This window comes from Microbacterium sp., assembly GCF_036823965.1.
Lineage (GTDB): Bacteria > Actinomycetota > Actinomycetes > Actinomycetales > Microbacteriaceae > Microbacterium.
In genome coordinates, this window is record NZ_DAITBE010000007.1 from 44,913 (window position 1) to 66,297 (window position 21,385).

The window sequence follows — 21,385 nt, forward strand, 5'->3', positions numbered from 1 at the left end:
ATGACCCTCGATCGCAGCGACTGGCTGGTCCGCGAGCAGGCGCATCAGGAACGAGCGGATGCACTGACCGCAGAGCACCGCGAACGCGCTCGCCGCGGCGAGAAGCATCCGGTGTGGGACTTCCTCTTCACGTACTACGGCTACAAGCCGGCACAGCTGCGACGCTGGCATCCCGGCGCCGGCGTCGAACTGGCCGATGCCCCGGAGCGCCTGGAGTGGCGCTGGTACTCCCCGGGCACCGAACCGCACGCTGTCTTCCCGGATGCTGCACGATTCGCCGCCGAGAAGTCGGAGCTGGCAGGACTCATCGAGCGGATGCTGCGCCGCACCGCCTCCCGCCCTGGACAGTTCGGCTGCTTCGGCCTGCACGAGTGGGCCATGGTCTACCGGGGCGATGAGCACCGGCATGCCGTGCCGCTGCGCCTCGGCCAGGCCGGCACCGACGCCGTCGTCGAGAATCACGATCTCCGCTGCACCCACTTCGACGCGTTCCGGTTCTTCACGCCAGAGGCGGTGCCGCGCAACCGTTCGCCGCTGACCCGGGACGAGCAGTCGCTCTTCGAGCAGCCCGGGTGTCTGCACGCCGGCATGGACCTGTACAAGTGGGCGACCAAGCTCGGCCCGCTGATCTCCGGCGAGCTGCTGCTGGCATCGTTCGAGCTCGCCCGCGACATCCGCCTGCTCGACATGCAGGCCGCCCCCTACGACCTCAGCGCCTGGGACGTGACGCCCGTCGCGATCGAGACGCCAGAGGGCAAGGCCGAGTATGTGCGTCAGCAGCGCGGGTTCGCCGACCGTGGCGCCGCGCTGCGTGCATCGCTGCTCGAGGCCTGGCTCGGGGAGTCCGCGGTCTCGCACGCGGCCTGAACTCCCGCCCCTGCGATCAGCCTGCGGGTCGGCACTCGGCGCACACGGTCCAGTCCGAGGTCGCGGTGGAGCCTTCGAGACGCAGCGCCAGGACGCGTGTCGCCGCCTCGGCGAGGCGATCCGCCGGCAGCGCGCCGCTCTCGACCGCCGCTGCGATCCCGGTCGCCATCTCCCCGGCTGTCGCCGCCGTGGAGCCTGCGATCATGAGCACGAGATCATTCCCGGCCGCGACCGACAGCACCGCGTTGCGCACCGGGTCGGAGTACTCCGACATGCCGGACGAGAGCAGCATGCCGAGATCGTCCGTCACGGTGACTCCATCGAAGCCCAGCTCGTCCCGGAGTATCCCGTGCCACGTCGGAGACAGCGTGGCCGGCAGCGGGTCGACCGCGGTGTAGGACAGATGCCCCAGCATGACGAGTGAAGCGCCGGCGCCGATGCCGTCGACGAAGGGCACCGCATCGGCCGCACGCCACTCGTCCAGGCTCATCCCGGTGCTCGGGATCGAGCTGTGCGAGTCGCCCGGAGCAGCGCCGTGCCCCGGGAAGTGCTTGAGCGTCGAGGCGACGAAGGGCTCCTGCGCGGCTGTCGCCGCCGCGACGTGTTCACCCGCTCCCGCCGGATCCGTGCCGAGCGCACGACCGTAGATGAAGGACTGCGGGTCGGCCGTCACATCCGCGACGGTGCCGAAGTTCACGGAGATGCCGCCGCGCGCCACGAGCGAGGCGCGAGCCGCGAAGGCCGCCGCCACATCGGCATCCGATCCGTCCTTCAACGACGTGGATGCCGGGAAGTCGTCGCCGTGCAGGCGCGACACGATGCCGCCCTCCTGATCGACCGCGATGAGCGGCGGCAGCGCCGGGTCGATCGTGAGCGCGTCCGTGAGCGCGCGGAGCTCGGCCTCGGTTTCCGGGATGTTGCCGCCCATCAGGATGAAGCCGCCGAGCCCCGACTGCATGTACGCACGGAGCGCCGTGGCATCCGTCCCGCCGATGTGGCCCATCACGATGCTGGTCGCCTGTTCGACCGTGGTCATCTGCGCGACCATCTCGGCGGCCTGCTCGGCCGCCCGCTCGGTGGCCGGATCGGTCGTCGCAGGAGCGGCGGCAGCGACCGCGCCCACCCGGGGTGCGGGGGCAGCGGCGGCCGGGCCGGCGAGCACCGAGACGGAGATGACCGTCGCCGCGCTCGCAGCCCAGACCCGCCGCCACCGCATCCGCCGTCCTTCGATCTCAGCCGGCGAGGGCGTCGGCGATCGGCGCGCTCGAGTCGGCCGTGCCGTTGCCGAAGCGGATGGTCCGCCCGATCGTGCTCGCTTCGGGCAGCGCGGCCGCGATGACGGCGGCGACGTCTGCGCGCGCGACCTCCCCCTTGCCCTCGGGGTCGATCTGGATGCGGCCGGTGGGGTCGTCGAACGTCAGCGTGCCCGGAGCGAGGATCGTGCCCTCGAGGTCCGTGCCGCGCAGGTGCTCGTCCGCCGCCCACTTGGCATCGGCGTACGCGAAGAACGAGTCGTCCGGCGAGACACCGTGATCAGCGGTGGAGCCGATCCACGAGACCAGCAGGTAGCGGCTGACGCCCGCCTTCGATGCGGCATCCATGGTGCGGATCGCCGCGTCGCGGTCGACGGCGTAGGTGCGCTCGGCAGACCCGCCGCCGGCGCCGGCCGACCACACGATCGCGTCGTGGCCGCGGATGATGTCGGCGAGTGCGTCCACATCGAGCTGCTCGATGTCGGCGACGAGCGCGGTCGCTCCCCCCGTCTCGACCTCGTCGACATGGTCGGGGTTGCGGATGACGGCGGTGACCTCGTCACCCCGCTCCACGAGCAACGGGGCCAGGAGCAGTGCGATACGGCCGTGGCCGCCGAACACGATGATGCGTGACATGGTTTCCTCCTCTGTTCGCCCGGCTGTATCTCAGCCGGGCGTCTGCGAGCTGTCGATCACGAATGCCTGCGGGTGTCCCGGCAGGTAGCGCACGACCACCGGTTCCCCGGTGGGGATGGACGCATCGCGATCCGGGTAGACCGCCGGGGTGAAGAAGTTGCTCTCGAGCGTGTACTCCACTCCCTCGGCGGTGGTGAAGGTGACCCAGTCCCCATCGATGGTGCCTGTGGTGGGTCGACCGTTGTCGTGGATGTACGCCCGTGTGACGGGAACGCCGGTCAGGCTCAGGATGCCGATCACGAGCGAGCACAGCATGAGGAACGCGAGCACGCGGAACAGGATCCGCAGGACACGTCCGCCGACCTGCCCGGTGGCGCGCTGACCAGGGTGCAGCAGTCCCTCACGCTCGCGGATGCGTCTCAGCGCACTGCCGGAGGAGCCGACGCCGCGTGCCGACAGCAGGAAGAGCCCGAGGATCGAGAAGCCCGCGATGAACACCATCGCGTAGCCGTGCGCCGCCGGGAAGTTCAGCAGCCAGATGAGCGTGTCCATCGGGTTCATCGCGCGGCTCCCTTCTCCAGCGTCACGGCGATGGTCTGCGGATCCTCACGTCGGTAGAACGCCCAGATCGGTGCCCCGACCTGGAAGCGCGAGATCACATCCGGGAAGACGAACGCGGTCGTCTCGGCCTCCCACGTCGCAGCGCCCTCCGGCGCCATCAGCACACGCAGGGCGAGTTCGCTCTGCCCCTCCTTGCGACGACCGGTCGGCCGCACCTCGAGCACGGATGCCGGCACCGCAGTCCCCGTCGTGCGCGCCCTGACCTGGCTCGGGTGGATCAGTCCTCGGTCGATGCGCCACGCGAGCATGGCGTCGATCACGGCCGGATCGGTCGGGTCGGCCATCTGCACGGTGTCCTGATCCGTGAGGCTGTACCGCACCGGGAGCGGGAGATCGACCTGGAGCGCCCCGACGTCGGTCGGATCGACGAGCATCCGCAACTGTCCGATGAACTCCTCGGCGGCTCGAGGAGTCACGCGAACGAACAGGTCGTACTGCGGCACGTCGTTCACGGTGAGGCCGGTGCGCGAGACCTCGACGATGCGTCCGACGCCGATCTCGGTCTCGCCGCGCAGCTTCCTCCCGCGCCCGAGGCCCGTGAGGCTGCCGCCGAAGGTCAGGAGCAGTCCCCAGGCGACGCCGATCACGATCGGTGCGCCGAGCGTGTCCTCGCCCGAGAACGGGAGGATCGACTCGCGCTGGTTCACACCGAAGAGTCCTTCGCCCACCCAGATCACCAGCCAGGCCGAGAGCAGCAGCCAGATGATCGTGAACAGGATGCGGACCATGTCTTCAGCGTACCGACCGCGACCAGGAGCGAGGAGGGCGCACGTCTCAGACGGTGGTCCGCACGGGCGCGTCGCTGACCGCAGCGAGCGCGCGCTGCACGCCCTTCGCCGCCGAGCGTCCGGCGCGGTTCGCGCCGATCGTGCTGGCCGACGGGCCGTAGCCGACGAGCTGGATCCGCGGGTCCTTGACCGCCGTGGTGCCTCGCCCGTCGCGGTCGAGCTGGATGCCGCCCGCCGCGCTGCGCAGATGCAGCGGTGCGAGGTGACCGATCGCCGGCCGGAAGCCGGTGGCCCAGAGGATGACGTCGACGCGTTCGAACGAACCGTCAGCCCAGCGCACGCCGTCCGGCTCGATCCGCTCGAACATCGGTCGACGTGCGTCGTACGCGCCGAGGCGCTCCGCCTCGCGCTCCTGCGGGCGCAGCATCAGCCCTGTGACGCTCACCACGCTCTGCGGCGGGAGTCCCTGCGCGACCCGCTGCTCGACGAGCGCCACCGCCGCGGCTCCGGCTTCGGGCGTGAAGTCGTCGTTGCGCCACACGGGCTCGCGGCGCGTGACCCACAGCGTGTCGGTCAGCGGGGCGAGTGCGCCCAGGAACTGCACCGCCGACGCACCACCGCCGACCACGAGCACGCGCTTGCCGAGGAAGTGCGCAGGGCCCGGGTAGTCGACGGTGTGCAGCTGCTCGCCGAGGAACGTCTCCATGCCCGGGTAATGCGGCAGGAACGGATGCGTCCAGGTGCCGGTGGCGTTGACCAGCGTGCGGGTACGCCATTCCCGGTCCCCCGCCCGGACCACCAGGATGCCGTCCTCGTCGTCCACCCGGTCCACCGCGACGGGTCGGACCAGCGGCAGCCGATGCTCATGCTCGTAGGCAGCGAAGTACGCAGGAACAGCGACGTTCGCGCGTGCACCGTCCCGGGGCGGCGCAGTGTCGCCGGGCAGCTCGGCGACGCCGTGCACGTCACGCATCGTCAGCGCATCCCAACGATGCCGCCAGGCGCCACCCGGTTCGTCGTCGGCATCGAGCACGACATGCGGGATCCCGAGCCGGGACAGGTGATACGAGGCAGACAGTCCGGCCTGGCCTGCGCCGATCACGATGCTGTCGAGGATGCTCACATCGAGAGGAACGCCGTGCGCCGTTCGGTTGTTCCACGGTCCGTACGGCACGCCCGGGATGCCCGTCCGGATTGGTGCTCACGACGATTCGTGTAGTACTCTTTTCAAGTTGCCCCGCGGTACTGGGGCACAGTTTGGGCCTGTGGCGCAGTTGGTAGCGCACCTGCATGGCATGCAGGGGGTCAGGGGTTCGAATCCCCTCAGGTCCACAACGAAACCCGCGAGTGATCGCGGGTTTTTCGTGTTCTCGCCCCGCGCTTCGTCATGAGCATCCGATTCGGCCTCCTGACCTAGGGTGAGTGGATGCAGTCGACAGGCACCGGCCACCGCAGACGCCGGAGCTGGCTGCTGGTCACGGTGGCGCTGACCGTCGTCGTCGGCCTGACCACCCACGTCCTGGGCAGCGGACCACTGGCAGACCTCGCCGGCGACATGCTGTACGCCGTGATGGTCTACGCCGCCCTCGCATTCGTGTTCCCACGCGCGAGCGTGCTCGTCGTGAGCCTCAGCGCCCTGGGCATCTGCGCGCTGATCGAGCTCTTCCAGCTGACCGGCCTCCCGGCCGTATGGGGCGAGACCTTCTGGCCGATCCGGCTCGTGCTCGGTGCCGGTTTCGACGCCGTCGACCTCATCGCATACGCGGCCGGCGCAGGGCTCGCGGCGGCCAGCGATCTCGCGCTCACTCGCCGCGCACGTGCTTCCCGTCGCGTCTGACGCGGCGCGTGTCAGGCAGATTCGCCGTCACCGGTTGCTAGGTTTGACAGTCACGGCGCGAACGCGTCGTTGATGTGGAAGGGCGCGCAATGGGACTGTTCCGACGACCGGAGTTCATCATCACGAGCCCCGACACCCCCGCCACCCCCGGTCTGTGGTCACGCGGGTTCGGATTCGTGGCGACCCGCAGTCTGCAGACGCTGATCGTGCTCGCCCTCGTGGCGGTCGCGGTGTTCGTCATCACCCAGCTGTCACTGGTGTTCATCCCGGTGACGATCGCGCTGATCCTCGCCTCCGCCATCCACCCGCTCGTCGCGCTGATGCGCCGCAAGGGCATGCCGTCGATCCTCGCCACCTGGATCGCGCTGATCGGCATCCTGGCGATCCTCGGCGGGATCGTGTGGGTCATCGTCCTCACGGTTCGCTCGCAGTGGGACGACCTCGTCGACTCCGCCACCGACGGCATCACGCAGGTGACCGACTGGCTCGACACGCTGCCGTTCGACTTCGGCTCGATCGACCTCGATGACGTCTGGGCGAGCGCCGGCGACTTCCTCACGAGCGCCTCCTTCGGTCAGGGCGCACTGGCCGGCGTCTCGGCCACCGCGAGCTTCTTCACGGGACTCGCCCTGATGATCGTCGTGCTGTTCTTCTTCCTCAAGGACGGCCCGCGCATCTGGGAGTTCCTGCTGCGTCCGTTCACCGGCGAGGGCTACGAGCGTGCACGCCGTGTCGGCGACAAGACCGTCGACGTGTTCGGCGGCTACATCCGCGGCACGTCGATCGTCGCAGCGGCCGACGCGCTCGGCATCGGCATCGGTCTCGCGATCCTCCAGATCCCGCTCGCCATCCCGCTCGCGGTCATCGTCTTCCTCACGGCATTCATCCCGCTGGTCGGAGCCACCGCAGCCGGCATCCTCGCGGCCCTGGTCGCCCTCGTGACGCACGGCCCGGTCGCCGCCCTCATCGTCGTCGGCATCGTCGTGCTCGTCAACCAGCTGGAGGGAAATTTCCTGCAGCCGGTCGTCATGGCCCGATCCCTCAAGCTGCACGCCCTCGTCATCCTGCTCGCTCTGACCGCCGGCACCATCCTCGGCGGTATCGTCGGCGCGGTGCTGTCGGTGCCGCTCGCCGCCGTCGCCTGGGGCATCATCACGGTGTGGGACGGGCCCGACACCCCGGCACGTCCGTTCCGCAAGAAGCGCCCCGAGACCGTCTGAGCGCCGATAGCGCGATCCGACGGCACCGTCAACCGCCTCGTCTCCCCCGGCGTCGTGGACGTAGCGTGAGCGGCATCCGACAGAAAGGATCCGATCATGTCCACACCCATCCCACCGATCGTCCCGTTCCCGGAGGACGACGACGAGACCACGACCGACGGTGTTCCGACGCGCGAGGTCGACGGCGAGCAGACCATCGACCCTGACGCCGACGACAGCCAGATCAACAGCGCCGACGCCGACCGAGTCGCCGCCGGTGACGAGGCGGTCTGAGCGCACCGCACGAACGACGGCCACCTCATCGTCGAGGTGGCCGTTCGTCGTCTCAGCGCCCTTTTCGCGTCGCCGGCATAGGTGGCAGGTGGGGAATCGGCACCGGCCGAGTCGCTCGGCTCGTCGAGAGCAGACGATCGACGTCGGCGATGATCGACTCGGTGCTGTCATAGGAGATCGCGAGCGGGAGATCACGCAACCACGTGACCTCGAACTCCGTCGGAGCGAGCTCGTAGACCCGGGCGACGAAGCGCCGAGAGTCGCCGGGCGGGTATCGCAGGTCGTTGACGACCCACTCCGATGCGCCGACGCGATGCATGGAGCATCGTGGACTCGGTACTTCACCCATCTCGCAGCCCTCCCAGACTTCTCTCCCCTCGGGAGAGTCTGCGGGGGTGGCCCGGATTCCGACAGCCCCTTGACAGGTCGGAGCCGATCGACGAGGCGCTCTAGTTCTCGGTGGCGCCTGCGGTCGCGACCTGCGCCCGCCACCACGGCGTCTCGATGAACCCTCGTTTCATGAACACGAGCTCCATCGCGGCGTTCCACCCTCGCACGCCTTTGAGGTGCGCGATGGTGCCGGTGAGGAAGTCGTGCAACGTCTCGGTCGAGGGCAGGATGATCTCGCAGTAGAGCGAATTCTCCTCCAGCACAGCTGCGAGGAAGCGCACCGAGACATGCTGCGACAGCGTCTTCGCGACCGCGGCGAGACGAGACGGCTCCACACGGAGCATCAGCAGCGTCTCGGCGCTCATCCCCAGCGCGGACGCCGGCACCATCGTGACGGTCGTCAGACAGCCGGCGTTCCGCATCCGCTCATAGCGGCGACGGACGCTGCTCTCGTTCATGTCGAGCTTCGCGGCGATCGAGAGGAAGGAGGCGCGCCCGTTGACGCTCAGCTCCTCGACGATCGCGTGGTCGGCGTCGTCGAAGTGCGTGGGATCGCACGTGTTCGGCGCCGGCATGTACGACTGCGGGTCCGGCGTCGGCTCCGCGTGCGAGTCGTACAGCTGACGACCCCAGTCGAAGCTCACCTTGTAGGTGTGCACGACGAGGTCGCTGCGCCACCGCTCGACACCGGGGATGCCCTGCAGCTCGGTGAGCACGTGCGCGTAGGTCGCCGCGTCCCCGGGGATCACGACCTCCGCGAAGATGTCGAACTTGCCGGTGACGAGCGTGACGAACCGCACGAAGGGCGAGCCGATCAGCGTCTCCGCGACGCTCAGCTGCGATCCGGGCGTGCAGTTGATCCGCACGAAGAAGCTCTCGACGTGCCCGGCACTGCCCAGCGTCGGCACGATGCCCACGCGCACGACGCCCTCGGCCAGCAGCTGCTGACCTCGACGGGTCACGGTCGACACCGATGCCCCGGCGAAGTCGGCGATCGAGGTCCAGCTGGCCCTGCCGTCCTGCTGCAGGGCGACCACGATGCGGCGATCGAGATCGGTCACTTCGCGCGCCGAGCGCATGATGTTCACACCGTCGATGGGTACACCTGATGCAGGAACGTGCGCACGGTCGTGGTCCACGCAGCTGCCTCCTCGATCTGGGGTGAATGTCCGGATTTCTCGAACACCACCATCTCGGAGTCCGGAATGAGATCGGCGATCACCTGGCTACACGATACTGGCGTGATCCAATCCGTCCGTCCCACGGTGATGAGTGTCGGCACAGTGATCTCGTGCAGCCGCGGCTTGAGGTCGTAGTTCGGGAGGTTCACCGAGAAGGCGTAGTTGTGCGCACGGTAGCGGTACGGCGTGGCCTGCACCTTGCGCTCGGTGGCCTCCGGGTCATACACGAAGTCATACAACGGCAGGATCTCGCGCCAGCAGTCCTTGAGGTCCTCGTCGTCGCGGACCTGACCGACGTCGATCCGATCGAACTTCTCCATGTCGATCGTCACGCGATCCGATGCCAGCGCGTTCTCCCGGGCGAGGTGCGCGTTGCCGTTGTCCGGCGACGTGTCACGCAGGACGACGGCAGCGACGCGATCGGGGTAGCGCAGCGCGTACTCCATCGCCATGAAGCCACCGTACGATCCGCCGGCCATCACGATCGTCTCGGCCCCGATCCACTCGCGCAGGCCGTCGATGTCGGCGGCCCACTGCTCATGGCTGTACGTGCCCTCGCCCTCACTCACGCCGCTGCCGCGCGCATCGAACACGACGACGCGGTACTCATCGGCCAGACGCCCGAAGCTCGCGCGGGGCTCGGCTCTCGAGCCGAGGCCCGGCGCGCCGTGGTGCGTGATGATCACCGGCGCACCCTCCGGACCGAGCACCTCGACCGCGAGGTGGTTGCCGTTGATCTCGACCCATTCGTAGTCGCTCGTCGCCGCGGCGAACTCGGGCGATACCGGTGGGGTGGATGTCATGTCGTCCTCTTTCTCGAAATCGGGGTCTGGAACGCCGCAGCGCTCACAGCGCGATGATGCAGTCGTCGAGGCTGCGCTGATAGGTCGTCAGGGCTTCGGCGCCGCTCTCGGTCACCAGCATGCTGTCGCTGATCCTGTAGCCGGCATGGCCCGGCACGTAGATGCCCGGCTCGTTCGAGACGACCATCCCGGCCTCGAGCACCGTCGCATCGCCGTCTTCCAGCCACGGCGCCTCATGCATGCCGAGGCCGATGCCGTGCCCCTGGCGGTGCCGGATGTATTCGCCGAGCCCTGCATCGCGGATGACGTCGAGACACAGCCGGTTCGCCTCGCGGCACTCCACCCCGGCCCTGATCGTCTCGCGACCGAGCTGCTGCGCGTCGCGGATCGTGTCGTGGTAGCGGCGCTGGTCCGCCGTCGGCTCGCCGAGCACGAAAGTGCGCTCCCCTTCGATGAAGCGGCCGCCGACCGCGCACCCGAGCGAGAGCATGAACGTGTCGCCCGCCTCGAGTCGGTTGACCGATGGCAGCCCGTGCGGGAACGCCGAGTTCGCGCCCGAATACACGAGTCCGCCGGCGAGCAGCGAGGCGACGACGACGTTCCGGTGCTCGGCGTACATCAGCCCGGTGCCGGTCGAGGTCACGTGCCGCTCCAGCTCCGCCTCGGTGGGCAGCGCTCCCCCGGCGGCCACCGCGTCCGCCACGAGCTGCACGCCGGCCTCCAGCATCCGATCGGTGATGCGCGCGGCTTCTCGGTGCAGCACGACCTCCTCGGGGAACTTGACGTATCGAGCGCGGGTGACGAGGTCGGAGCCGACGAACTCGGTCGACGCCATCGCGGCTCGCAACGCGCTGAGCCGCTGGAACGTCATGGTCGAGGCGAAGCCCACCCTCCTGGCCGGTCCGACGGCGTCCGCCAGCACGGCGAACGGGGCGACGACGCCCGGATACTCGAAGAAGGCCACGAGCTCTGCGCGCGCGGACTGCGACTCGGCGTATTCGCGTTCGAGCTCCGGCAGCAGCATGCGAACGCGTCCGCTCGCGTCGAGCCAGATGGCGACCGGTCGTTCCGAGGGGTGGTGGAAGAACCCGGTGAGGTACGCGATGTCCTCCGGGCTGTCGGTGACGAAGGCGTCGAAGCCCTCGTCGGCCATGCGCTCCTGCACTCGGGCCTGCACCCGGTCGAAGAACGCGGGGTCGAGTCGCTGATCGAAGTCGGCCATGTCGTCTCCTAGCGGGCGAGGTGACGCGGGTTGCGTGCGTCGTTGTAGGCGATCGAGAGCAGCGTGGCCGAGAGCACCAGGATCAGGATCGCGATCGACGGGAACAGTGTGAGCCACCAGGCGCTGACCATCGCGCCGGCCTGCTGCGCCTCGTAGAGGATGCGTCCCCACGACCAGGTGGTCGGGTCGCCGAGCCCCAGGAACGCCAGACCGGCGGCCGAGAGCACGGCACGGGAGGCGGTCACCACGACCGAGACCACGACCACCGGCGTCACCGCCGGCAGCAGGTGGCGCGTGATGATCCAGAACGGCGACGTCGTCATGAGACGAGCGGCGTCGACGTACGGCAGACCGACGACCGTGAGCGCCTGCGAGCGGACGAGGCGCGTGACCTCCGGCCACGAGAACGCCGCGACCACGAAGATGATGGTCGAGGTGCTCGGTCCGACGAGGGCCGCGATCAGGATCATCAGCGGCAGCACCGGCAGCGAGAGCGTCATGTCGACGATCACGCTGATGAAGCTGTCGAGTCTGCGGAAGTAGGCGCCGATCACGGCGATGATCGTGCCGAACACGATCGCGATCACGGATGCCGCCACGGCGACCAGCACGCTCTGCTGCGTGCCCCAGATGACCTCGGAGAACACGTCGCGGCCGAGCGCATCGGTGCCGAACCAGTGGCCGGCTCCTGGCGGGCGCAGCACGTCGGGTCCGTAGCTCGCCGGGTACGGCGCGATCAGCGGAGCCGCGAGCGCGACCACGACCAGCAGGATCAGCAGCGCCAAGGAGATCATGCCGAGCGGATCCCGACGGAACGCCCGCCAGGTGTGAGCGCTCGCGCGCTCGCTCCCCGCTGCGGTCGGCTCGGTCGGGACCAGGGGCACGGATGAGGGCAGTGGAGCGGTCATGACGTCTTCACTCTCGGGTCCAGGTAGCCGTAGATGATGTCGGTGATGGTGTTCGCGACGACGACGGTGATCGCGAGCATCAGGAACGCGCCCTGCAGCACCGGGAAGTCGAGCTGCGTCACCGCCTCATAGATGCCTCGACCGATGCCGGGATACGCGAACACGGTCTCGGTGAGCACGGCGCCGCCGACGAGGAAACCGAGCTGCAGGCCGATCAGGGTCGTGGTGGGCAGCAGCGCGTTGCGCAGTGCGTGCTTCCAGAGGATGCGGCGGCTGCGCAGCCCGTTGGCCTTCGCGAGCAGGATGTAGTCCTCGCCGAGCGTCTCGATCAGCGTCGAGCGCATCGTCAGCACGTACGAGCCGACTTGGATCAGCATGAGCGAGACGGCGGGGAGCACGAGGTGCTGCGCCACGCTCAGGTACCACTCGAAGCCGTAGGTGTTGTTCGTGTACGCGCCGCCGATCGGGAACCAGCCGAGGTTCAGTCCGAAGACGAACAGGAGCAGGATCGCGACGCTCGGCACGAACAGGGACTGGCCGGTCACACCGACGATCTGCACGGCCCGATCGACGAAGCGGCCCTTGTGCGAGGCGGCGGCGACGCCGAGCGGGATGCCGATGACGATCGTCAGCAGCAGCGCGGTGAGGGTCAGCAGGAGCGTCCAGGGCAGCCGCTGCAGGAGCACGTCGAGCACGGGGATCGACTGGGTGAACGAGATCCCCAGGTTTCCCTGCAGCAGCTGCCACATGTAGAGGCCGTACTGGACCACGAGGGGCTGTTCCAGGCCGTACTGTTCGAGGATGGTCGCCCGGATGGCATCCGTCATGTTCGGACTCGCCAACGCCAGCGCGGGGTCGCCCGGGAGCAGCCGCAGGAGCAGGAACGTCACGGTCACGGCGAACCAGATCGTGAGCAGACCTCGACCTGCGCGACGGAGAATGAACGATGCTCGGGACACCCGGGCGACCTTCCTCGAGATTTCAGTGGTTATTCGACCGGGTGCGCGCTCGCGAGCGAGAGCGGGTTCACGATCGAGAGCAGCTCGCTCGGCTTCGAGATGAAGCCGGCCCATTCGTCGCTGGCTGCGAAGAACAGGTTCTGCGTGTACATGATGTTGTCGTAGACCTGCTCGTGCACGATCTGGTTCGCCTCGCGCATGATCGAGACCTTCTCGTCCTCGTCGAAGGTGACCATGCCCTCTTCGATCAGCGCGTTCAGCTCGGGGTCGTCGACGTGGGTGTAGTTGATCGCACCGCCGGGCAGGTACGACAGGGCGAAGTTGGTGACCGGGTCGTCCATGATGGCGAAGTTGCCCGCATAGATGTCGTAGTCACCTTCGCTCGTCATCGAGAGGTAGGTGTTCCGCTCGGTGCCCTGCAGCTCGATCGTGATGCCGGCCTCAGCCGCACTGTCCTTCACCATCTGCGCCCACTGGCTGGTGACGCTGTCCTGCAGCGAGTAGATCAGGCGGAACGACAGCGGGAACTTCCCGTCTGCGTCTGCCGTGTACCCGGCATCCTCCATGAGCGAGCGAGACTTCTCAGGATCGAAGTCGTACTCGGTCACCGAGTCGTCGTAGTACTTCGCGAGCACCGGCATCAGCGCGCTGGAGCCGGTCGAGACGGCCTGCCCCTGCAGCACGACGGTGCGGATCGCGTCGTAGTCGACCGCATGTGCGAGCGCCTGACGAACCTCGGTCTTGGCGAGGTCCGGCTTCTCCATGTTGTAGACGAGATGCGCGTAGCCGAGTCCCGCCGCCTCGACGACCTGAAGGCCGTCGGTGCTGCTGAGCTGCTCGACCTGTGCCGGCGGCAGCGCGTTCGCGATCACGTCGATCTCGCCGCTCTGCAGCGCCAGGATCTCGGTGTTCACGTCGGGGTACACGCGGTAGACGACCTCCGCCGGACCGGGAACGCCGCCATCGATCAGCGGGTAGTCCTCGACGCGCGCGAGCGTGTAGTGCTGGCCGACCTGGAAGTCGCTCATGATGAACGGCCCCATGCCGACCCAGCCGCCGTCGCTGCCGTCGTTCGCGAACTCCGCGATCGAGCCCTTCGGATCGAACACGTGCTTCGGCACGACGACGCCCCAGAAGCCGATCTCCTCGATGATCGACGAGTCGGGCTGCGTCAAGGTGAGCTCGACGCGGGTGTCGGACACCGCGGTGGCGGTGTCGAGGTTGCCGAGCTGTCCGAAGAACGTGCCAGGAGCCTGGTCGCGCTTGACCGCGTTCAGGGTCCACGCGACGTCCTCGGCGGTGAGCGGCTCTCCGTCGCTCCATGTCAGGTCGTCGCGGATCTCGTAGAACCCGGTCGTGTCGTCGACGTAGCCCCAGTCGGTCGCCACATGGGCTTCCTTGGTGCCGTCGTCGCTGATGCTCAGCAGGTGCGGATACATCAGGTTCGTGATCCACGAGTCGGTGCGGCTGTTGCCGAGCACCGGGTTGAAGTTGACCACGTCGGTCGTCGTGCCGATGCTGAGCGTCTCATCGCTCGGTCCGGTGCTTCCGGACGGCTCCCCCGGCTCCGGTGCGGACGGGGCGCACGCGGCGAGACCGACGGCGAGAGCCGCGGCCGCACCGAGGGCGAGGAACTTGCTGTGCTTCATCAGACCCAAACCTCCTCGAGTACGCGCATGGTGTTGCCACCGACGACGGCGCGAATCTCGTCGTCGGAGTAGTCGTGCTTCACGAGCCAGCCGATGATGTTGTAGAAGGCCTCGGCCGGGTTCTCGATGCCGTCGACGTACGGCTGCTTCTCGTACTCGACGTTGGCGTGCGCCTGGCCGAGCGACAGGTTCGACGAGAACGCGTCGTGCAGGCCGACGTGGTCGCCGAACAGGGTGTCAGGACCGAAGCTCACGTGCTCGAGACCGACCAGGTCCACGCAGTACTGGAAGTGGTCCATCACCGAGTCCAGCGAGTGCTTCGGATGCTGCGGAGAGATCGTCGTGTGCGGCGCAGCCTCGATGCCGATCACGCCGCCGCGCTCTGCGCACTGGATGATCGTCTCGTCGGTCTTCATGCGGTTCGTCGGCCACAGCCCTCGGGCGCCGGCATGCGTGATGAACACCGGCACCTTCGAGTGCCTGACCACGTCGAGGCACGTCTGGTCGCCCGAGTGGGAGATGTCGATCGCGATGCCGAGCTTGTTCATGCGCTCGACCGCGCGCTCGCCGAAGTACGTCAGCCCGCCGTCGCCGCGCTCCTTGAGCCCGCCGCCCAGCATGTTGGCCTCCGAGTACGCGATGCCCATCTGGCGGACGCCGAAGCCGTAGAGCACGTCGAGACGATCGACCTCGTTCTCGATCATGGTGGAGGCCTCGAGCGCGAAGATGTGCGCGACGCGTCCGGTCTCCGCCGCGTGACGGATGTCCTTGATCGACTCGGCCTTGATCACGAAGTCCTGGTGCGCGAGATCGGCCATGCGCACGCCGAGGTCGAACAGCACGTCCTGGTACTTCCAGCCGGCGTCGCTCGAGATGCAGCAGGTGCCGTCCATGCCGTTGTCGAACACAGCGGTGAGCCCCGAGCGCGCCAGCCCCTGGTAGCCGGTGGGTTCCCGGCCCTGACGGATGTGGTCGCGCAGCTCGCCCATGTCCTCGGGGAAGACCTGCACATGCTCGTGCAGGGAGATCACGGTCTCCTCCCGCAGGAGGCGCTCGGTGCGCTCCTGCTGCGCGTCACTGAGGTCGAGTCCCTCGTAGGCCGGCACGCGGCCGATCTGCTTGGCGTAGCGGAACTCGCGGTAGTCCTTGCCTGCTTCCAGGTAGTCGTACGCGGTGTAGCCGGTGTACCGGTCTGCTTTTTCGAGCACGGATGCGCTCCTTCGGTTCGGTGTGCGGATGCCTCTCCCGATCGACGCTGGGGAGATTTCATCGAATCTCGCTGATTTCGGCACATATGTCAACATTGGTGAGGAAATTCGGCTGAGATGTTTCCTGTTCGAAACAATTCAGAGGTAGTCTCCTGGCATGATGAGAATCATGGAGAACACCTCAGCGCCGGAGAACGGCATCGTCCTCGACGTTCACGGGCTCACGGTGACGCTGTCCACCGACGGACGGCCGAATCGCGTGGTCGACGACATCGACATCACCGTGCGCCGCGGCGAGGTGTTCGCGCTGCTCGGCGAGTCCGGCTCGGGCAAGTCGATGACGGCACGCGCGATCATGGGCCTCATCGACACGGGCGACGTCGAGGCGACGAGCATGAGCCTGGGCGGGACCGATCTGCTCACGCTCTCCCCCGAGCAGCACCGCCGACTGCGCGGGGTCAAGGTCAGCCTCGTCATGCAGGATGCCCTCTCCGCGCTCAACCCCGTGCTCAGCATCGGGGACCAGATCATCGACCTCATCCGGGCTCATCGCAGCATCTCCCGCCGCGCCGCCGAGGAACGCGCCGTCGAGCTGCTGACGCTCGTCGGAATCCCGAACCCCACGCAGCGGGTCCGGGACTACCCTCACCAGTTCTCGGGCGGCCAGCGCCAGCGCATCCTGATCGCCATGGCCATCGCCCTCGAGCCCGATCTGATCATCGCAGACGAGCCGACCACGGCGCTCGATGTGACGGTGCAGGCTCAGATCCTCGATCTCCTGCTCTCGCTCCGTGATCGCCTCGGTATGGGCATCCTGCTCATCACCCACGATCTCGGCGTCGTGATGGAGGTCGCCGACCAGGTCGCCGTGATGCGCACCGGTCGCATCGTCGAATCGGGCAGCGCTGACACCGTGCTGACGGCGCCCCAGCATCCGTACACGCTCCAGCTGCTGCACTCGATGCCGCGCGACGTCAGTGCGGCAGCGGAGGACGACGGCTCGGCCCCGATCCTCGAGGGCCGTGGGCTCGAGCGGACGTTCCGCTCCGGCAGCGGGCGTCGTGCGTACCGCGTCGCGGCCGTCGCCGGCGTCGATCTGCAGCTGCGCAGCGGGGAGATCCTCGCGATCGTCGGCGAATCGGGCAGCGGCAAGTCGACGCTGGCCCGGATGCTGGTCGGCCTCGACTCTCCCGACGCCGGCACCCTGAGCTTCCGCGACCAGGATGTGACCCGTGGCCGGCTGCGCGACCGAAAGGTGCTGCGGCGCGGTGTGCAGATGGTGTTCCAGGATCCCTACATGTCGCTGAACCCGCGGATGACCGTGCAGCAGATCGTCGCGGAGCCGCTCGCGGCCACCCGCACCGGCACACCGGCCAGTCGTCGGGAGCGTGTCGCCGAACTGCTCGAGCTCGTCGGGCTGACGCCCGAGATGGGCTCGCGCTTCCCGCATCAGTTCTCGGGCGGTCAGCGACAGCGCATCGGCATCGCCCGCGCTCTGGCCCTGCATCCCGACGTCCTGGTCTGCGACGAGCCGGTCTCTGCGCTCGACGTGTCGATCCGCGCGCAGATCATCGACCTGCTGTGCGATCTGCGGGAGCGACTGGGCATGTCGATCGTCTTCATCGCCCACGACCTGTCGCTGGTGCGTCACATCGCGGATCGCGTCGCGGTGATGTACCTCGGGAACATGGTCGAGATCGGCGAGACCGAGACGGTCTACCGCTCCCCATCGCATCCGTACACGAGATCGCTGCTGTCGGCCATCCCGCCGCAGACTCGTGCCGAGCGTGGGATGCTGCAGCGACGCACGCCGCTCAGCGCCTGATCCGTTTCGCCCCCATACGAGAAGAGCCCCACCGTCTCCGGTGGGGCTCTTCTCACGAGGGGACGTGCGTCGTCACTCCGCTGCGGTGGTCGTGGTCTCCGCCAGCTCGATCGGCACGACCGGGCAGTCCTTCCAGAGGCGCTCGAGGCCGTAGTAGACCCGTTCCTCCTGGTGGAAGACGTGCACGATCAGGTCGCCGAAGTCGAGCAGCACCCAGCGGGCCTCCGCTCGGCCCTCACGGCGGACTCGCTTGTGCCCGGACTCGATGAGCCTGTCCTCGATCTCGTCGGCGATCGCAGCGACGTTGCGCTCGCTGTTCCCGGTGACGAGGAGGAAGATGTCGACGAGCGGAAGCGGCTCGGAGACGTTCAGGGCGATGAGGTCTTCTCCGCCCTTCGAGACGGCGGCTTCTGCGGCGAGCCGCAGCATTTCTTCGGCAGTTTCAGGTGATTGCATCAGAACACATTCGTGGTGATGGCGACGACGAGCACGACGGCCAGCGCGAGTGCGAGACCGCCTGCCGTGATCGCCAGGATGAGCATGAGTTTGCTGCCCTTTTCCGGAGCGGGAGTACGGATGACCTCGCCGGCGGGCTTGATGGTGCTGACCGCGGAGCTCGCGGCGATCGGGGTGGGAGAAGACGCAGGAGGCAGTTCGCCGTCGATGAGCACGGCGTCCACCTCCTTGCCGTCGGTGGTGCCGTGCGCGTGTCCCTGTGAGCCCATGCCTCGCGGCAGCTCGTAGGAACCCGTGACCAGGATCTCGCCTGTCGAGGCGACGGGGCCGGAGAGCGACCCCTCACCGGGCGACGGCGTGAAGATGAGTGCGCTGGGCGCGAGGTGCTGCGAGCCGGTCGAGTCGTTGACCGAGAGCAGGTCGTCGAACGACGGCGTGAACGGCTTCTGCGTCTCGGCTGGATCATTCAGCAGCCCGACGCCGAAAGCGGGGTTGACCGTGGGGCGCTCGCCCTCGTCGATGACGACGTCGTCGCCTGCATCGACATCCGCGAGGACGTCGTCCGGGTCCGTGTCGTCCACCAGTCCGAGTGCGGCGACGTCGTCGTGCTCGTCCGGCGCGACGGCGGACTCCTCGGCGACCTCGACGGGCACGTCGCCGATGGACTCGGCGGCAGCGGCCGCACTCACCGGAACGACGATCTCGACATCGTCCACGGCATCATCGTCGTCTTCATCGACGATGGCCGGCGCGGAGCGTGCGAAGTCGGGCACACCCGACACGACGGGTTCGGCGACCTGCACGGGCTCGTCGACCGGGACCTGCTCGTCGACCTGGACGAGTTCTTCGACCTCGGGAGCAGCCTCGGCGTGTGCTTCGGCGACGTGCTCGTCAGCACGGGCAGCGTCGGCCTCGCCGATCACGGGCACGGATGCGGTGCGGACTCGCTCCTGGGCTCGTGCCTGACGGCGGGTGAGCGGCGCTGCCGACTGGTCGGCGTCGGACTCGTCTGCAGCGACGTCGTCGGCGCGCTCGGACTCGGGGGCGTGCTCGGGCTCCGGGGCCTCGGGAAGCGGCGGCGCCGGCGGGACGACGAGTTCGGCCGCAGCGGCGGCTTCCTCCGCGCTGATGACCGGGGTCGACCCGGTCAGCCGGATCTCCCGCAGCTGCTTGCGTGTGAGCGGACCCTGCTCCTGCTGATCCGATGAACTCATGCCTTGCTCCGATACAGGTGATGCTTCGCGATGTACTGAACGACTCCGTCGGGGACGAGGTACCAGACCGGTTGATCGTCGCGAACACGTTCACGGCAAGCCGTCGACGAGATCGACAGCGCCGGCACCTCCAGTTGGCTGACGTTGTCGCTCGGGAGGCCGTCAGTGCTCAGAACGTGTCCTGGGCGAGAGACCGCGACGAAGTGGGCCAACTCCCACAACTCATCATGGTCCCTCCAACTGAGAATTTGCGCTACGGCATCTGCTCCGGTGATGAAGAACAACTCGGCATCCGGTCGGTCCCGCTGCAGATCGCGAAGGGTGTCGATCGTGTAGGTCGGACCTTCGCGGGCGATGTCGACTCGGCTGACCGTGAACTGCGGGTTCGATGCCGTCGCGATCACGGTCATCAGGTAGCGGTGCTCGCTCGGCGTCACGCCCGACTTCTGCCAGGGGTGGCCCGTCGGCACGAAGACGACCTCATCGAGATCGAAGGAGTGCGCGACTTCGCTCGCTGCGACCAGGTGCCCATGGTGGATGGGGTCGAACGTACCGCCCATCACGCCGATGCGTGGAGCACGCGAGGTCGCTGTGTTCATGGGGGCCTTAGTGGCCGTGTCCCGCCTCGTGGCCGTCCTTGCCGTGCTTCGCTGCCCATGCATCGGCCTTGGCCGAGTGGCGGTTGGCGACGTTCTTGTACGACAGCGTCACCAGTCCGAGGAACCCGAACACCAGCGCCGCGATGACACCGAAGATGAGGGTCTCGAGCTGCACGTTTCCGTGGTGCTCGGTTTCAGCAGCGGCCATCGCGATCTGTGCGATGAGGTTCATCATGACTCCGTTTCGTGACCGGGCGGTACAGCGTCACCCAGTCTAGCCCTCAGGCGCGGGTCTGCCCTGATCCACGCGCGAGCCACTTGGTGCTGGTCAGCTCCGCCAGCCCCATCGGTCCGCGCGCATGCAGCTTCTGCGTCGAGATGCCGACCTCGGCACCGAACCCGAACTCGCCGCCGTCGGTGAACCGCGTGGAGGTGTTCACCATCACGACCGCCGAGTCGACCTCGGCGAGGAAGCGCTCGGCGTTGCGGGAATCGGTCGTCACGATCGACTCCGTGTGCCCTGTGCTGTAGCGGCGGATGTGGTCGAGCGCCTCGTCGAGTGAATCGACGACCTTGATCGCGATGTCGAGGCTCAGGTACTCCGTCGCCCAGTCCTCCTCGGTGGCCGGGATCACGTTCGAGACGAGGCCGGCGACCATGTCGTCGCCGTGGATCGCGACGCCCTCGCTCTGCAGCGCGCTCGCGACCAGCGGGACCAGCCTCGGCGCCGCCTGGCGGTGCACCAGCACGGTCTCGACAGCGTTGCAGACACTCGGGCGCTGCACCTTCGCGTTCACGACGATGTCGCGCGCCCAGTCGTCCGGCGCACTTTCGTCGAGCACGATGTGCACGTTGCCGGCGCCGGTCTCGATGACCGGCACCGTGGACTCCGTGACGACCGTCTCGATCAGGCCGGCGCTGCCGCGCGGCACGAGCACGTCGATGAAGCCGCGGCCGTGCATGAGGGCCTTCGCTCCGTCGCGACCGAAGTCATCGACCGTCTGGATGGCCTCCGCAGTCACACCGGCGCTCTGCAGCGCATCGCGCATGATCTCGACGAGCACCGTGTTCGAGTCACGGGCGGCACTGCCGCCGCGGAGCACGACCGCGTTGCCGGAGCGGAGCGCGAGCGCGGCGATGTCGACCGTCACGTTGGGTCGGGCCTCGTAGATGGCGCCCACCACGCCGAATGGCACCCGCACCTGTTCGAGCGAGACGCCGTTGGGCATGCGGTGCCCGCCGACGACGCGCCCCACCGGGTCGGCGAGAGCTGCGACCTGTCTGACCGCCGCTGCGAGTGCTGCGACGCGACCCTCGTCCAGGCTGAGGCGGTCGATGAGCGACTCACCGATGCCGTCGTCGCGTCCGCGGGCGATGTCGCGCGCATTGGCCTCGATGATCCGGGCCGCCTGCGCTTCCAAGGCGACTGCGATCGCTTCCAGCGCCCGCCCCTTGTCATCGCTGGTGAGAGCGGCGGTCGCGCGGGAGGCATCCTTGGCGCGCTCGAGGCGCGCCTGAGGTGTCTGGTCGGTCATC

Annotated in this window: 23 protein-coding genes and 1 tRNA gene; 6 read left to right on the top strand and 18 right to left on the bottom strand. The window is 68.1% G+C overall.

Going from position 1 to position 21,385, the window contains the following annotated elements; genetic code table 11:
• Nucleotides 1-867 carry a 3-methyladenine DNA glycosylase gene (locus V7Z82_RS12750; protein WP_334151928.1) on the top strand — a complete coding sequence of 289 codons (867 nt, stop codon included), beginning with the start codon at nt 1-3 and terminating at the stop codon, nt 865-867.
• Nucleotides 868-883: 16 nt separating this feature from the next.
• On the opposite strand, the gene V7Z82_RS12755 is transcribed toward V7Z82_RS12750, so the two are convergent.
• The 5 genes from V7Z82_RS12755 to V7Z82_RS12775 are packed head-to-tail and all read right to left on the bottom strand — an operon-like array spanning nt 884 to nt 5,228.
• Nucleotides 884-2,083 (bottom strand): glycoside hydrolase family 3 N-terminal domain-containing protein, encoded by a 1,200-nt coding sequence (locus tag V7Z82_RS12755; RefSeq protein ID WP_334151929.1) that lies wholly within the window; start codon nt 2,081-2,083, stop codon nt 884-886.
• Between the two features lie 16 nt (nt 2,084-2,099).
• Nucleotides 2,100-2,756, bottom strand: a complete 657-nt coding sequence (locus tag V7Z82_RS12760) for an SDR family oxidoreductase (RefSeq protein WP_334151930.1) — start codon at nt 2,754-2,756, stop codon at nt 2,100-2,102.
• 30 nt (nt 2,757-2,786) lie between these two features.
• Nucleotides 2,787-3,317 carry a hypothetical protein gene (locus V7Z82_RS12765; RefSeq protein ID WP_334151931.1) on the bottom strand — a complete coding sequence of 177 codons (531 nt, stop codon included), beginning with the start codon at nt 3,315-3,317 and terminating at the stop codon, nt 2,787-2,789.
• Nucleotides 3,314-4,105, bottom strand: coding sequence for a hypothetical protein (locus V7Z82_RS12770; protein WP_334151932.1), 792 nt, complete (start codon nt 4,103-4,105; stop codon nt 3,314-3,316). Before V7Z82_RS12770 ends, V7Z82_RS12765 begins: the two co-directional genes overlap by 4 nt.
• 46 nt (nt 4,106-4,151) lie before the next feature.
• Nucleotides 4,152-5,228 (bottom strand): NAD(P)-binding domain-containing protein, encoded by a 1,077-nt coding sequence (locus tag V7Z82_RS12775; protein WP_334151933.1) that lies wholly within the window; start codon nt 5,226-5,228, stop codon nt 4,152-4,154.
• 136 nt (nt 5,229-5,364) lie between these two features.
• Between V7Z82_RS12775 and V7Z82_RS12780 the strand changes: the two genes are divergently transcribed.
• From V7Z82_RS12780 to V7Z82_RS12795, 4 genes are all read left to right on the top strand, one after another.
• Nucleotides 5,365-5,437 (top strand) — tRNA-Ala (locus V7Z82_RS12780).
• Nucleotides 5,438-5,531: 94 nt separating this feature from the next.
• Nucleotides 5,532-5,942 (top strand): ribosomal maturation YjgA family protein, encoded by a 411-nt coding sequence (locus tag V7Z82_RS12785; RefSeq protein WP_334151934.1) that lies wholly within the window; start codon nt 5,532-5,534, stop codon nt 5,940-5,942.
• An 89-nt stretch (nt 5,943-6,031) separates the two neighbouring features.
• Nucleotides 6,032-7,162, top strand: coding sequence for an AI-2E family transporter (locus tag V7Z82_RS12790; protein ID WP_334151935.1), 1,131 nt, complete (start codon nt 6,032-6,034; stop codon nt 7,160-7,162).
• 96 nt (nt 7,163-7,258) lie between these two features.
• The gene (locus V7Z82_RS12795; RefSeq protein ID WP_334151936.1) at nt 7,259-7,435 is read left to right on the top strand and encodes a hypothetical protein; all 177 of its coding nucleotides are present in this window, start codon (nt 7,259-7,261) and stop codon (nt 7,433-7,435) included.
• 52 nt (nt 7,436-7,487) lie between these two features.
• Here the strand turns inward: V7Z82_RS12795 and V7Z82_RS12800 are convergent, their stop codons facing one another.
• The 8 genes from V7Z82_RS12800 to V7Z82_RS12835 form a co-directional block, all read right to left on the bottom strand.
• Nucleotides 7,488-7,754 (bottom strand): hypothetical protein, encoded by a 267-nt coding sequence (locus tag V7Z82_RS12800; protein ID WP_334151937.1) that lies wholly within the window; start codon nt 7,752-7,754, stop codon nt 7,488-7,490.
• 130 nt (nt 7,755-7,884) lie between these two features.
• A complete protein-coding gene (locus V7Z82_RS12805) occupies nt 7,885-8,886 on the bottom strand; it encodes an Lrp/AsnC family transcriptional regulator (RefSeq protein ID WP_334151938.1) in 1,002 nt (333 codons plus the stop codon).
• Between the two features lie 23 nt (nt 8,887-8,909).
• Nucleotides 8,910-9,809: an alpha/beta fold hydrolase gene (locus V7Z82_RS12810; protein WP_334151939.1), complete on the bottom strand. Its 900-nt coding sequence runs from the start codon at nt 9,807-9,809 to the stop codon at nt 8,910-8,912.
• 43 nt (nt 9,810-9,852) lie between these two features.
• Nucleotides 9,853-11,031, bottom strand: a complete 1,179-nt coding sequence (locus tag V7Z82_RS12815) for a M24 family metallopeptidase (protein ID WP_334151940.1) — start codon at nt 11,029-11,031, stop codon at nt 9,853-9,855.
• Nucleotides 11,032-11,039: 8 nt separating this feature from the next.
• Nucleotides 11,040-11,939 carry an ABC transporter permease gene (locus V7Z82_RS12820; protein ID WP_334151941.1) on the bottom strand — a complete coding sequence of 300 codons (900 nt, stop codon included), beginning with the start codon at nt 11,937-11,939 and terminating at the stop codon, nt 11,040-11,042.
• Nucleotides 11,936-12,898, bottom strand: a complete 963-nt coding sequence (locus V7Z82_RS12825) for an ABC transporter permease (RefSeq protein ID WP_334151942.1) — start codon at nt 12,896-12,898, stop codon at nt 11,936-11,938. The genes V7Z82_RS12820 and V7Z82_RS12825 overlap by 4 nt, the downstream gene beginning before the upstream one ends.
• Before the next feature lie 29 nt (nt 12,899-12,927).
• On the bottom strand, nt 12,928-14,547 hold the full coding sequence (locus V7Z82_RS12830) for an ABC transporter substrate-binding protein (RefSeq protein WP_334151943.1): 1,620 nt from the start codon (nt 14,545-14,547) through the stop codon (nt 12,928-12,930).
• Nucleotides 14,547-15,755 carry a dipeptidase gene (locus V7Z82_RS12835; protein ID WP_334151944.1) on the bottom strand — a complete coding sequence of 403 codons (1,209 nt, stop codon included), beginning with the start codon at nt 15,753-15,755 and terminating at the stop codon, nt 14,547-14,549. The genes V7Z82_RS12830 and V7Z82_RS12835 overlap by 1 nt, the downstream gene beginning before the upstream one ends.
• Before the next feature lie 169 nt (nt 15,756-15,924).
• Here V7Z82_RS12835 and V7Z82_RS12840 point away from each other — a divergent pair, with 169 nt between their 5' ends.
• Nucleotides 15,925-17,580, top strand: a complete 1,656-nt coding sequence (locus tag V7Z82_RS12840) for an ABC transporter ATP-binding protein (RefSeq protein WP_334151945.1) — start codon at nt 15,925-15,927, stop codon at nt 17,578-17,580.
• Between the two features lie 72 nt (nt 17,581-17,652).
• Here the strand turns inward: V7Z82_RS12840 and rsfS are convergent, their stop codons facing one another.
• The 5 genes from rsfS to V7Z82_RS12865 are packed head-to-tail and all read right to left on the bottom strand — an operon-like array spanning nt 17,653 to nt 21,384.
• Nucleotides 17,653-18,036: a ribosome silencing factor gene (gene rsfS, locus V7Z82_RS12845; RefSeq protein ID WP_334151946.1), complete on the bottom strand. Its 384-nt coding sequence runs from the start codon at nt 18,034-18,036 to the stop codon at nt 17,653-17,655.
• The gene (locus tag V7Z82_RS12850) at nt 18,036-19,250 is read right to left on the bottom strand and encodes a hypothetical protein (protein ID WP_334151947.1); all 1,215 of its coding nucleotides are present in this window, start codon (nt 19,248-19,250) and stop codon (nt 18,036-18,038) included. The genes rsfS and V7Z82_RS12850 overlap by 1 nt, the downstream gene beginning before the upstream one ends.
• Complete coding sequence (nadD, locus tag V7Z82_RS12855) at nt 19,247-19,849, bottom strand: nicotinate-nucleotide adenylyltransferase (protein WP_334151948.1); 603 nt, start codon at nt 19,847-19,849, stop codon at nt 19,247-19,249. The genes V7Z82_RS12850 and nadD overlap by 4 nt, the downstream gene beginning before the upstream one ends.
• Before the next feature lie 7 nt (nt 19,850-19,856).
• Nucleotides 19,857-20,081: a hypothetical protein gene (locus V7Z82_RS12860; RefSeq protein ID WP_334151949.1), complete on the bottom strand. Its 225-nt coding sequence runs from the start codon at nt 20,079-20,081 to the stop codon at nt 19,857-19,859.
• 49 nt (nt 20,082-20,130) lie between these two features.
• Complete coding sequence (locus V7Z82_RS12865) at nt 20,131-21,384, bottom strand: glutamate-5-semialdehyde dehydrogenase (RefSeq protein WP_334151950.1); 1,254 nt, start codon at nt 21,382-21,384, stop codon at nt 20,131-20,133.
• Between the last annotated feature and the right edge of the window lies 1 nt (nt 21,385).